This window comes from Cognatishimia sp. MH4019 (assembly GCF_020177595.1).
Lineage (GTDB): Bacteria > Pseudomonadota > Alphaproteobacteria > Rhodobacterales > Rhodobacteraceae > JAHTBL01.
Map to the genome: position 1 here is coordinate 193,938 of NZ_JAHTBL010000007.1, position 11,939 is coordinate 205,876.

13 protein-coding genes are annotated in these 11,939 nt (G+C 60.3%); 10 read left to right on the forward strand and 3 right to left on the reverse strand.

Annotated features, from left to right (window positions below; all coding sequences use genetic code 11):
- Positions 1 to 32: 32 nt before the first annotated feature.
- The 8 genes from ribB to KUW67_RS13755 all read left to right on the forward strand — a co-directional run bounded on the left by ribB (position 33) and on the right by KUW67_RS13755 (position 7,782).
- The gene (gene ribB / locus KUW67_RS13720) at positions 33 to 1,130 is read left to right on the forward strand and encodes a 3,4-dihydroxy-2-butanone-4-phosphate synthase (protein WP_224825888.1); all 1,098 of its coding nucleotides are present in this window, start codon (positions 33 to 35) and stop codon (positions 1,128 to 1,130) included.
- Positions 1,130 to 1,678: a 6,7-dimethyl-8-ribityllumazine synthase gene (locus KUW67_RS13725; protein WP_224825889.1), complete on the forward strand. Its 549-nt coding sequence runs from the start codon at positions 1,130 to 1,132 to the stop codon at positions 1,676 to 1,678. The genes ribB and KUW67_RS13725 overlap by 1 nt, the downstream gene beginning before the upstream one ends.
- The gene (nusB, locus tag KUW67_RS13730; RefSeq protein ID WP_224825890.1) at positions 1,675 to 2,145 is read left to right on the forward strand and encodes a transcription antitermination factor NusB; all 471 of its coding nucleotides are present in this window, start codon (positions 1,675 to 1,677) and stop codon (positions 2,143 to 2,145) included. Before KUW67_RS13725 ends, nusB begins: the two co-directional genes overlap by 4 nt.
- A 72-nt stretch (positions 2,146 to 2,217) precedes the next feature.
- Positions 2,218 to 2,520, forward strand: a complete 303-nt coding sequence (locus KUW67_RS13735; RefSeq protein ID WP_224825891.1) for a hypothetical protein — start codon at positions 2,218 to 2,220, stop codon at positions 2,518 to 2,520.
- A gap of 679 nt (positions 2,521 to 3,199) precedes the next feature.
- Positions 3,200 to 6,016 (forward strand): molybdopterin oxidoreductase family protein, encoded by a 2,817-nt coding sequence (locus KUW67_RS13740; protein ID WP_370634991.1) that lies wholly within the window; start codon positions 3,200 to 3,202, stop codon positions 6,014 to 6,016.
- Positions 6,013 to 6,156, forward strand: a complete 144-nt coding sequence (locus KUW67_RS13745) for a hypothetical protein (protein WP_224825893.1) — start codon at positions 6,013 to 6,015, stop codon at positions 6,154 to 6,156. The genes KUW67_RS13740 and KUW67_RS13745 overlap by 4 nt, the downstream gene beginning before the upstream one ends.
- On the forward strand, positions 6,153 to 6,908 hold the full coding sequence (locus tag KUW67_RS13750; protein ID WP_224825894.1) for a 4Fe-4S dicluster domain-containing protein: 756 nt from the start codon (positions 6,153 to 6,155) through the stop codon (positions 6,906 to 6,908). The genes KUW67_RS13745 and KUW67_RS13750 overlap by 4 nt, the downstream gene beginning before the upstream one ends.
- A gap of 1 nt (position 6,909) precedes the next feature.
- Positions 6,910 to 7,782 carry a DmsC/YnfH family molybdoenzyme membrane anchor subunit gene (locus KUW67_RS13755; protein ID WP_224825895.1) on the forward strand — a complete coding sequence of 291 codons (873 nt, stop codon included), beginning with the start codon at positions 6,910 to 6,912 and terminating at the stop codon, positions 7,780 to 7,782.
- A gap of 87 nt (positions 7,783 to 7,869) precedes the next feature.
- Here the strand turns inward: KUW67_RS13755 and KUW67_RS13760 are convergent, their stop codons facing one another.
- The gene (locus KUW67_RS13760; protein ID WP_224825896.1) at positions 7,870 to 9,354 is read right to left on the reverse strand and encodes a bifunctional UDP-sugar hydrolase/5'-nucleotidase; all 1,485 of its coding nucleotides are present in this window, start codon (positions 9,352 to 9,354) and stop codon (positions 7,870 to 7,872) included.
- A 306-nt stretch (positions 9,355 to 9,660) separates the two neighbouring features.
- Between KUW67_RS13760 and KUW67_RS13765 the strand changes: the two genes are divergently transcribed.
- Positions 9,661 to 10,125, forward strand: a complete 465-nt coding sequence (locus KUW67_RS13765; protein WP_224825897.1) for an MmcB family DNA repair protein — start codon at positions 9,661 to 9,663, stop codon at positions 10,123 to 10,125.
- A gap of 8 nt (positions 10,126 to 10,133) precedes the next feature.
- Here the strand turns inward: KUW67_RS13765 and KUW67_RS13770 are convergent, their stop codons facing one another.
- Together KUW67_RS13770 and KUW67_RS13775 are read right to left on the reverse strand one after the other, a co-directional pair.
- Positions 10,134 to 10,823: an SGNH/GDSL hydrolase family protein gene (locus KUW67_RS13770; protein ID WP_224825898.1), complete on the reverse strand. Its 690-nt coding sequence runs from the start codon at positions 10,821 to 10,823 to the stop codon at positions 10,134 to 10,136.
- Positions 10,820 to 11,011, reverse strand: coding sequence for a DUF6324 family protein (locus KUW67_RS13775; RefSeq protein ID WP_224825899.1), 192 nt, complete (start codon positions 11,009 to 11,011; stop codon positions 10,820 to 10,822). The genes KUW67_RS13770 and KUW67_RS13775 overlap by 4 nt, the downstream gene beginning before the upstream one ends.
- Before the next feature lie 71 nt (positions 11,012 to 11,082).
- On the opposite strand from KUW67_RS13775, the gene KUW67_RS13780 reads away from it, so the two are divergent.
- Complete coding sequence (locus KUW67_RS13780) at positions 11,083 to 11,562, forward strand: GNAT family N-acetyltransferase (RefSeq protein ID WP_224825900.1); 480 nt, start codon at positions 11,083 to 11,085, stop codon at positions 11,560 to 11,562.
- Positions 11,563 to 11,939: the final 377 nt, after the last annotated feature.

An 11,939-nucleotide genomic window follows, 5' to 3' on the forward strand; every position in this document is an offset into this window, starting at 1 on the left:
GCCGCCCTCAACTGCTCCAAAAGGCTGCCCGAATGACCGATTACACCGACGCGATCAGCTCTATTGAAGAGATCATCGAAGACGCCCGCAATGGCCGCATGTTCATCCTCGTGGACCATGAGGACCGCGAAAACGAAGGCGATCTGGTGATCCCCGCGCAGATGGCGACGCCTGATGCGATCAACTTCATGGCCACCCATGGGCGCGGGCTGATCTGCCTGACGCTTCCGGGGGAGCGTATCGACGCGCTAGGCCTGCCGCTGATGGCCTCGCAGAACTCCTCGCGGCACGAGACGGCATTCACCGTCTCCATCGAAGCGCGCGAAGGCGTCTCCACGGGCATCTCCGCCGCCGACCGGGCGCGCACTGTGGCTGTGGCTATCGACGCCTCCAAAACCAGCACCGATATCGCCACGCCGGGCCATGTTTTCCCGCTGCGCGCCCGTGACGGCGGTGTGCTGGTGCGCGCAGGCCATACGGAGGCCGCCGTGGATGTCAGCCGCTTGGCTGGCCTCAACCCCTCTGGCGTTATCTGTGAGATCATGAACGAAGACGGCACCATGTCCCGCCTGCCGGATCTGGTCGCCTTCGCCCAGCGTCACAACCTGAAAATCGGCACGATCAGCGATCTGATCGCGTATCGCCGCCGCAACGACAATCTGGTGAAAGTCCGGCAAGAACAGACGTTTACTTCGGAATTTGGCGGCGACTGGACCCTGAAGATCTATACGGATGAGACCCAAGGTGCCGAACATATCGCGCTTATCAAAGGCGATATCAGCGGCGACGATCCGGTCCTTGTCCGGATGCACGCGTTTGACCCGCTGCTCGACATGGTCGGCACCGGCCCGCGGGGCCGTGCATTTGAGTTCTCGGACGCGATGAAGCTGATTGCCGATGAAGGCCGGGGCGTGCTCGTGCTGCTGCGCGACACCCATATGAAGCTCGCCGCGGCCGAGGAAGTTTCCCCCCAAACGCTGCGCCAATATGGCCTTGGCGCACAGATCCTGTCCTCGCTGGGCCTGTCGAAACTCACGCTGCTGACAAATTCGCCTGAGCCGAAGGTTGTTGGCCTCGACGCTTACGGGCTGGAAATCACAGGCACCCGCAAAATCTCGGAGATTGGCTGATGGCCGGACCGCAACACTACACCCTCGACCGTCCCAGCTTTGACGAGCCGGTCAAGCTGCTGATCGTTGTCGCCCCTTACTACAAGGACATCGCCGACAACCTCGTGGCCGGTGCCACCGCCGAGGCGGAAGCCGCAGGGGCCACGGTCGAGGTCATCGAAGTCCCCGGCGCACTGGAAGTGCCCACCGCCATTGCCATCGCCGACCGTAAGTCAAATTTCGACGGCTTTGTCGCTCTGGGCTGCGTCATTCGCGGCGAGACCACGCATTACGATACTGTGTGCAACGACAGCTCGCGCGCGATCCAGTTGATGGGGCTGCAAGGCCTGTGTATCGGCAACGGCATCCTGACGGTCGAGAACCGTAAACAAGCCGAAGTCCGTGCGGACCCCAAAGACCAGAACAAGGGCGGAGGGGCCGCCGCAGCCGCGCTCCACCTCATCGCGCTGAGCCGCAAATGGGGCCGCCCGGCCCAAGGCATCGGTTTCAAGCCCGCCTCTGAAAACATCCTGCTTGCAGGCGACATCAAAAAAGATCCCACCGCATGACCGCGCTCTCCGGCAACCAGAAACGCAAGATGAAATCCGCCGCGCGCCTTTACGCCGTGCAGGCTCTGTTCCAGATGGAGGCGGGCAGCCAGACTGTCGACAAAGTCATGCGCGAGTTCGAAGACCACCGCTTTGGCGCAACCTATGAAGGCAACGAGATGGCCGAGGGCGATCTCGACGTCTTCCGCCAGCTCATGGAAGACGCGGTGAACCATCAGGCCCCCATCGACCAGATGACCGACCGCGCTTTGGTCGCCAAATGGCCCATCGCGCGCATCGACCCGACGCTGCGCGCGCTCTTTCGGGCCGCAGGTGCTGAACTGACGCAATCCAAGACGCCGCCCAAGGTGGTCATCTCGGAATTTGTCGACATCGCGCAGGCGTTCTTTCCCGAAGGCCGCGAGCCGAAATTCGTCAATGCAGTGCTTGATCATATGGCACGCGAGGCAAAACCCGAGGCGTTTTAGGCGCATCCGCTCCAATCCGATTGGACTTGGGAACGTTTTCCTCTATGCTTGAAAGATGAAAGCGAGGACGCCATGCCCGATCTCATCCGCCTTTATATTCAGCAATGCATCATTGGTTTCATCCTGTCTGCGGCCTTTGTTGTTCTGCTGTTTGCCTTCAACGTCATGAACCTGTGGCACCTCGTGACCCACACGGAAGGTGGCTGGTTGGCTGCTTTCTTGCTCTTTATGTTCAACGGCATTGTCTTTTCCGGCGTGCAATTCGGTATCGCGATCATGCGGATGAAAGACGATGACGATGATGACGACGATGATCGCGGGATGATGATCCCGCGCGATGCTGTTCCTGTTCGCGTCGCTGCAAACCGTCGGTAGAGCCAAGTAAGAGGTTTTGCGCTTTGGCTTCGCCAAATCGCGACGCGGGGCAAGTGCTTTCGACCGAAAGCACGTGGCACGATAGGTGAAATGCGTGCATTTCGCCGGAAGTGGCTTCGCCCCCAGACCCCCGAGTATTTTAACACACAAGAAAGCAAGGGCACATCTCTTACGGGAGCCGTTGTCTTTTGCGGAGAGGGGCCGAGCGGTAAGTTTGCTGCGCAAATTTACCTCCTCGGTCGTCAGTTTGGCTGTGCCAAATTGACGGTGGCAAGCCCGCCGCGACCGTTGGGTTATCTCATTCCCGAGGACCTGTATATACAGGTGGGCGCCAGGTAATCAGACCAGGGTCAGAACAGAGCCAGCTCCCTCGGAATTGCTTAAGGCCACCGGAATGCAACCGTAAAACGAGAAGGGCAGAACTTGCCTATCCCCCACATAGGCCGCGCAGTGGGGGGAAACAAGCGTAGCCGCGCAAAGCGTGACGTTCTGGCCTTAATCCAACACCTCAACTGGCGCTAATAGCAGCAAGGCGCAGCGTGTAGCGTCAAAGATGACATGGCTGGGGGAGGCTGTGCCATAAGTCCTTATTTGCATGATTTCTCCGGTCAATTGGCATATTGACGACGCCGCTTGCGCCACATGCGTATCCCGTGTTGTCTGGACCCGTTCTGGGAGGATGAATTCGATGGCACAACCGCAGCTGGACACGTCTCCGAAGGTCAGCGACGAGGTCCGCAAGACGACCTGTTACATGTGTGCGTGTCGCTGCGGGATCAATGTGCATCTGAAAGAGGGCAAGGTTGCCTATATCGAGGGCAACAAGGACCATCCGGTGAACCGGGGCGTGCTGTGTGCTAAGGGCTCTGCCGGGATCATGCAGGTCAACGCGCCCTCTAGGCTGCAATCGCCTATGAAGCGAGTCGGCCCGCGCGGGTCCGGTGAGTTCGAGCCAATCAGTTGGGATGAAGCCTTGGACATCGCTGCTGGCTGGTTGGAGCCGCTGCGCAAAGAAGCGCCCGAAAAACTGGCATTTTTCACGGGTCGCGATCAGTCGCAGTCTTTCACCAGCTTTTTTGCCCAAAATTTTGGCACTCCGAACTACGCGGCCCATGGCGGCTTCTGTTCCGTCAACATGGCCGCCGCGGGCATCTACACGATGGGCGGTGCGTTTTGGGAGTTTGGCCAGCCCGACTGGGAAAAGACCAAGCTGTTCATGCTTTTCGGCGTGGCCGAGGATCACGACAGCAACCCCATCAAGATGGGTCTGGGCCGCCTGAAAGAGCGCGGCGCAAAGGTCATCGGCGTCAACCCGATCCGCACCGGCTATAATGCTGTGGCCGACGAATGGGTTGGTATCACGCCCGGCACCGACGGGCTTTTTATCCTCGCGCTGGTCCATGAATTGCTCAAGGCGGGCAAGATCGATCTGGACTACCTTGCCTTGCGCACCAACGCACCGGTCTTGGTGAACAGTGACCCGAATAGCCCTGAATACGGCCTTTTCCTGCGCGACAAGGCAGGCAAGGAACTTGTCATCGACAAGCGCACCGGCAAGCCTGCGGCGTTTGATGGGGAAGGCGTTGAGCCTGACCTCGGCGGCACCCACCGCGCCAAGGGCATCACCCATCGCCCGGTCTTTCACATGCTGGCGGAGCGCTATCTGGATGCGAAATACGCGCCCGAAGCTGTGGCTGAGCAATGCGGTATCTCTGCCGGACGCATCCGCAAGATCGCGTCGGAACTGGCCCGTGTTGCCTTTGACGAAGCCTTTGAAATCGAACAGGAATGGACAGACTTCCGCGGCGTGACGCACAAAACGATGCATGGCCGTCCTGTTTCCTTCCACTCCATGCGTGGCGTCTCGGCCCATGCCAATGGGTTCCAGACCTGCCGCGCCCTGCATATGCTGCAAATCCTGCTGGGCAGCGTTGAAGTGCCCGGCGGTTTCCGCTTCAAACCGCCTTATCCCAAGCCCGCCACTGCGCATCCAAAACCACACTGTAAGGTCACCAAAGACGGCCCCCTGGACGGCCCGCATCTGGGCTTCGTGCAAGGCCCAGACGACCTTGCGCTGGACGAAAACGGAAACCCCGCCCGCATCGACAAGGCGTTCACATGGGAAAACCCCATGTCCGCCCACGGGTTGATGCATATGGTGATCTCCAACGCCTATGCGGGCGATCCCTATAAGATCGACACGCTCTTCCTCTATATGGCGAACATGTCGTGGAATTCGTCCATGAACACGGGCGGCGTCATGAAGATGCTGACCGATACGGACGAGAATGGCGATTATGTCATCCCGCGCATCATATATTCGGATGCCTATAGCTCGGAAATGGTTGCCTATGCCGACCTGATCCTGCCCGACGCCACCTATCTTGAGCGGCACGACTGTATCAGCCTGCTCGACCGCCCGATCTGCGAGGCCGACGCTGTGGCCGACGCCATCCGCTGGCCCGTCATCGAGCCTGACCGCGATGTGCGCGGCTTTCAGACGGTGCTGGTGCAGCTTGGGGCGAAGCTGGGCTTGCCGGGTTTCACCAATGACGACGGCTCCGCCAAATACGAAGATTACGCCGATTACATGGTTAACCACATGCGCCGTCCGGGTGTTGGACCGCTCGCCGGTTTCCGTGGTGAAGGCGACCAAGGGGGCAGGGGCGACATCAACCCAGACCAGCTTGACGCCTATATCGAAAACGGCGGCTTCTGGATGGAGCACGTTCCGGACGAGGCGATGTATTACAAACCGTGGAACAAGGCCTATCAGGAATGGGCTGTGAAGATGGGTTTCTTCGACGCGCCCCAGCCTTATATCTTCCAGCTCTATGTCGAGCCGATGCGCAAGTTCCAACTCGCCGCCGAAGGGCATGGCGATCGCCAGCCCCCTGATCACTTGCGCGAGCAGATCAAAGCCACGATGGATCCGCTGCCGATCTGGTATGAAACAGACCAGACCGGCAATGAGGGCTATACCGTTCACGCGCTGACCCAGCGCCCGATGGCGATGTATCATTCTTGGGGTTCACAGAACGCGTGGCTGCGGCAGATTCATGGTCGCAACCCGCTATATGTTCCTACCAAGATTTGGCGGGAAAACGGTTTTGAAGAGGGTGACTGGGCCAAGGTCAGCTCCCCCCACGGGGCAATAACCGTCCCAGTCGCGCATATGGCTGCCCTCAACGAGAACACCGTCTGGACGTGGAACGCCATCGGCAAACGCAAAGGCGCTTGGGCGCTTGAAAAAGACGCACCCGAGGCGACAAAAGGTTTTCTGCTCAATCACTTGATCCACGAACTTCTCCCTCCGAAGGGTGACGGTCTGCGGTGGAGCAACTCTGACCCGATCACCGGACAGGCCGCATGGTTCGACCTGAAAGTGAAGATCGAAAAGGTTGCCGCCCCCGATGAAGCCCTGCCCAAAATGGGCGAGCAGAAAAGCCCGGTTGGCACCGGTCCAAAGCAGCTGAAATGGAAGGTCGAACAATGACCGGCCAACGCAAAACCCTGTTGCTGATCGGCGTCTTCGTCGCCCTCATGATCGGCTCTTTCATCTGGTTTGTCGTCACGTGGGACCCCTCGAAAGAGGAACCCGTAAGCCATCTCACCAGCTCGGAGGCGTTCGCATGACCACGCTCCCCGCCAGCACCGAAAAGAAGCTCGGCCTTGTCATTGATCTGGACACCTGCGTGGGCTGTCACGCCTGCGTGGTCTCCTGCAAAGGCTGGAACACCGAAAACTACGGCGCGCCCTTGTCCGACCAAGACCCCTATGGTGCGGACCCCTCGGGAACCTTCCTCAACCGGGTGCATAGCTACGAGGTGCAGCCAACGGAAGGCCCCGCCCAGCTGATCCATTTCCCGAAATCCTGCCTGCATTGCGACGACGCCCCTTGCGTCACCGTCTGCCCGACCGGGGCCAGCTACAAGCGGGTTGAAGATGGCATTGTCTTGGTAAATGAGACCGACTGTATCGGCTGCGGTCTGTGTGCTTGGGCCTGCCCCTACGGCGCGCGAGAGATGGATCAAGCGGCAGGCGTGATGAAGAAATGCACGCTCTGCGTGGACCGGATCTATAACGAGAATCTGCCCGAGGAAGACCGTCAGCCCGCCTGCGTGCGCACATGCCCCTCGAATGCGCGCCATTTTGGTGATCTGAGTGATCCCGACAGTGAGGTCAGCCAATTGGTGGCCGAACGTGGCGGCATGGATCTGATGCCCGAACAAGGCACCAAGCCCGTCAATAAATATCTGCCACCGCGCCCAAAAGATACGTGGGAAGAGGTCGATATCCTTGCCCCCCTCCTTGAACCCGTCGCGCCCGAGGCCGACGGCCTGCTGGGTTGGCTCGACCGAACGCTTGGCAAAGTCGGAGGCAAATAAGATGCATCCCGCCCCCTCAATTATCATCTTTACCGTACTCTCCGGCCTCGGTTTCGGCCTGCTGGCCTTTCTCGGCCTCGGAATGCCGACCGTCTTTGGCAGCGTAGCTTTCGGTTATTTTACAATCGCTTACTTGTTGGCTGTCGTCGGCCTTGCCTCATCTGCCTTCCACTTGGGCAACCCGCAACGCGCGCTGAAAGCCTTCACCCAATGGCGCAGCTCGTGGCTGAGCCGCGAGGCGTGCCTGTCGGTGGCGACCCTTGTCGTGATGGCGATCTATGGTGGCGCGCTTGTCTTCTTCAACACCAAGCTCAGCACGCTTGGCCTGATTGGCAGCGTGCTCGCGCTGGCCACTGTCTTCGCCACGTCGATGATCTACGGCCAGCTTAAGACCGTGCCACGCTGGAACAGCTGGACCACGCCTGCGCTTTTCGTGACGCTCTCACTTGCTGGGGGGGCGTTGCTTGCGGGTCAGGTCGTTTTCACGCTGGCGTTCCTTGTCGTTGCGGGCATCCTGCAAGTCATCGCGTGGATGCTGGGTGACGGGCGCTTCGAGCAGGCAGGCTCCACGCAGGAAACGGCCACGGGCCTTGGCGCGATCGGGACCGTCCGCCACTTCGAGGCGCCTCATACCGGCACCAATTACCTCTTGCGCGAAATGGTGCACCACGTGGGTCGCAAGCACGCCCAAACCCTGCGCGTGATCTCTTTGATCCTGATGGTGATCCTGCCCGTAATCCTGCTGTGGCTGGGCGTCACCTATGTGACCGTCGCCCTCGCCGCGATCAGCCATATCGCAGGCACGTTGGCCTCTCGCTGGCTCTTTTTCGCGGAAGCCGAGCATGTCGTGGGGCTCTATTACGGGCAACGCTGAGCGGTCTCGCACCGCTGCCTCGCCAAACGAAAACGGCCGACAAGTTTCCTTACCGGCCGCTTCAATTGCGGATGGGAACGTGCGGTCTTATTCCGCCTGTGTCACCCGGCCATCAAGAACCGGAACAGCTGCCCCGTTCTCGAACGCTGTCATGACCTGAGCGGCCATCAGCTCGGCTGCGTTTTCCTCGATGATGCTGGGCTTGTCTGCGAACATCGCATAGCCGTCGCCGCCATTGCCCATGAAGTCGCTTGTCGCCAGAAGATAGGTCTTTTCAGCATCCACAGGCGCGCCGTCGATCATCACTTCGGTCACGCGCTCGCCAGCGGGTTTGCTGGCGTCAAAGCTGAACGTCATACCCGAGACATGGGGGTAACGACCGCCACCATCCTCAATCTCCGAGACGCCATTTTCCAGCGCGGCGCGGATATCGGCACCAGTGACTTCGAGCACGACCGTCTTGTTGCCGAAGGGAAGCTCGGTCAGGACATCGCGGCGGGTCAGCATGGTGCCGGCCTCGTAGGTCGTGTCGCCGCGGATACCGCCACCATTGGTGATGACCACGTCCGCCCCGGTTTCCGCGCGCATCGCATCGGCGGTCAGGTTGCCAAAGGCACTTTCGGCGGCACGTACAGTGGTGCGACGGGTGTCGAGCATGACAGGCGTTTCGCCGATTTCGATGTCCAGCTCGGTGGACAGGAAGTCTTCGAACTTGGCGACTTCGGCGGCGATTTCGGCATTGGGCTCGACGCTGATTGTGTTGATCACGTCAAAGGCAGGCTGCCATTCCACCTGAGGGCCGCGACGGCCTTCGACGGTTTCGATATCAAGCGTGACAACGGTGACGAAACTGGCTTGGCTGCCACTTTCGACCATCGCGACATTGCCATCATATTCGATAACCAGATCATGGTCGTCGCCCGACAGAAGCAGGTCGATATCGCCTGCGTTATAAAGTGCGCGGTCCTCGCCCGTATCGGTATGGGCCAAAGCGATCACCAGATCAGCACCCGCTTCGCGCAGGGCGGCAGAGGTGGTTGCGGCCACTTCGACCGGGTCACCGAAAGTCACATCGCCGGGCGTGGATTTCACCGCGGTGCTGGCGGTGGTCAGGCCGAAAATGCCGACCATATGCTCGCCGACTTCGACCATCATGTTTTCGGCCACGCCGTCCACAAGCGTGCCGTCCGGCTCAATCGCGTTGTTGGAGAGCATCGTGAACTCGGCCTCTGCAATCCGCTCGCGCGTGATATCGGGGCCGAAGTCGAACTCGTGGTTGCCCAGCGCCATCACATCGAGACCCGCCATGTTCAAGAGCGAGATCATATGCGCGCCCTGATCGAAGTTGGAGAGCAGCGATGGCGAGATACTGTCGCCCGCGCTGGTGGCCAGAACAGTCCCGCCCTGGGCGCGGACATCCGCGATGACGGTGGCCAGACGAGCCACACCGCCCGTGTCGCCAGTGCCCTCCATCCGGTCGAGATCGTTGACATGGACAATCGTCAGCCTGTCCTGAGCGAAGGCTGGGGCGGCTGCGAGCAAGGCAGCAGCAATAGTAGCAGCAAAGCGCATTTTTGTTTTCTCCTGTTGAACTGTCTCAAGGCTAGCGCAGGCATTGCGGCTTGAAAAGCGGGCTTGCAGGTGTCGCTACGGCAAACGGCACCGACCTGCGAGAAAGCGGTTAAATTTGCATCGCGGCTTTGGGGCGATACGACAGTCTGGCGAGGCGTTTCGCCAGGTCTGCTCTATGGCAGGTCATGGCTTCGTGCCGGATGTCAGAGGGCTTTATATGGAAAGACGGCGCGGGCTGGCTTCTGGACGGGGCGACTGCCTGACGCCAGCCTTGCTTTTGTTCTCTTTTCGTTCATAGTTAACGCTATGGATGACGCGACCCCTCCTTTCGCTGCGAAACCCGGCCAGTTGCTGGCCCGTGGGGTGTGCAGGCATCTGCGTAGCCATGACTTCGTGACCGTTGAGGAACTGGTGCCCACATCCGGTTTGCGAGTGGATGTGATGGCGATTGGACCCAAGGGGGAGGTTTGGATTATCGAGTGTAAATCCTCTCGCGCCGACTTCATGGGTGACCAGAAATGGGAGGGTTATCTGGAGTGGTGCGACCGCTATTTCTGGGCCGTCGATGAGGCCTTTCCGTCCGAGCTTTTGCCTTTGGAGACAGGGCTGATCATGGCCGATAGCTATGATGCAGAGATTCTGCGGATGGGGCCGGAGAGCAAGCTGGCCCCGGCGCGGCGCAAGGTCATGATGCAGAAATTTGCACGCACCGCGGCGCTGCGGTTGCAAGGGCTGCGGGACCCGGATTTCGTGGAGCCTTATTCGTATTGAGCCGTGGCTTACACGGGCTGCTGCGTGATCCGCGAGGCGAGCAATGCGGCACAGGCCCTGTAGATGTCCGGGCCGGGGTGGAAGCCGTCGGGCGCCATGAGGCTTGTGTCCATGGGCATATCGAAAGGGACGTGGGCGTCGGAGAAAGCGCGTCGCAGGGCGTGGTCGAGCCGGGTCGCGTGACGCCCCAGAAGGCTGCGCAGCGGGCGCGACAGCAAGGGGAAATGACCGACGGGCGGCACGGCGCTGAAGAGGACGCGAGGGACGTGCCATTGGGTGTTCAGCAGCGAAAGCAGCGCGCTTTGGTTGGCGATGAAACGGTCGACAGGGACGAGGCGGGTGGTGTCATTGACCCCGTGGATGAGGACGGCGATGTCGGCCTTTACAGGGGCGTAGCCGCGCAGATGGGCGAGGGTGGACGCGGTCGTCGCGCCGGTCTTGGCGATCAAGTGCCAGTCGACGGTGTAGGACGCGGCGAGGCGCTGGACGAGCTGACCTGCGAGGGCCTGATCCTGCGTGCTGGCACCGACACCGGCGGCAGAGCTGTCGCCGATGATGAGGAGCCGGAGCAGGGGGCCTGTGCCGGTCAGACCAGAGCGGGGGCCTGCGGCTTCGGGCAGGCGTTGGGCGCGGGCGATGACCCACGCGGCTTGGGGAAGCAGGATCGGAGAAAGAAGGGCGGCGGCCCAGCGGCTCACCGTTTGACAGCCTCGGCGGCTTTGGCGGCGGCAAGGAGTTCTTCGGCGATGTCGCGGGCCTCGTCGGGGTCAAAATCCATGGGGATTTCGATGCCGCCTGTGGCTTCGATATAAAGGCGCACCATGCCCTTGTCGGTCGGGCCGATTTGCAGATTTGCCTCGATGTCGCGTTCGGTGTCGATGCCCATGGGTGCCTCCGTTGATGCGGAGCCGGGATAGGCGATTGCGGGGGCAGGCGCAAGATGGGTAGGCTGAGCGTATGAGTGTCGAGATACGCCCCTTTACACCTGAGGATGCCGATTGGCTGACGCGCCAGCACGGGGTGCTTTATGCGCGTGACGAGGGGTTTGATGAGACCCTCGAGCCGCTAGTGGCGCAGATCTTGGCCGGTTTCGTTGCGAAACATGACCCGAATTGCGAGCGGGGATGGATTGCGTGGGAGGGGGAGACGCGATTGGGCAGCATTTTTTGCGTCCGGCTGGATGCTGAGGCGGCCAAGCTGCGGTTGTTCCTGCTGGTGCCTGAGGCGCGCGGTTCCGGGCTGGGGCGGCGGTTGCTGGAGACCTGCATGGGGTTCGCGCGCGAGGCCGGATGTGCGCGGATGCAGCTTTGGACCCATGCGGAACATGAGGCGGCCTGCGCGCTTTGTGCGCGCAACGGGTTCAGGCGCGTGAGCCGCATTCCGGTGCACAGTTTCGGGCGGGATCTGACCGAAGAACAATGGGAAATTGATCTGTGAGCGCAGGGGTGGTTTCGCATGCGAAACCGGGTTCTTGAGACGCCTGCATTGATTTCAAACACAAGCTTTTTCTGAGAGTGAACATAATACGTTCGAGCGGTAAGGCTTTGAAATATTAAGGTTTCGAGGATTTACGCTGGTTGCATAGCTGCGGGTTTGGAGTTTGTTCGGGTCAGAAAGCGCCTTTGCGGCAAGTCTGTCGCGGTGGAGGAAGCCTGATCCCCGACCAGGTGCGTCGAATGGCGGGTTTGAGCCGATTTTGTTGAAAAACTCTTCTTTTCTGACGCTTTGGTTTGCGTCATCGCGTTAATTTACTGGGATGTCCGAAGTAGGACCGCGCTCTTACTCAAAGGCTGGGTCCATCGGCTTGAGCTTTG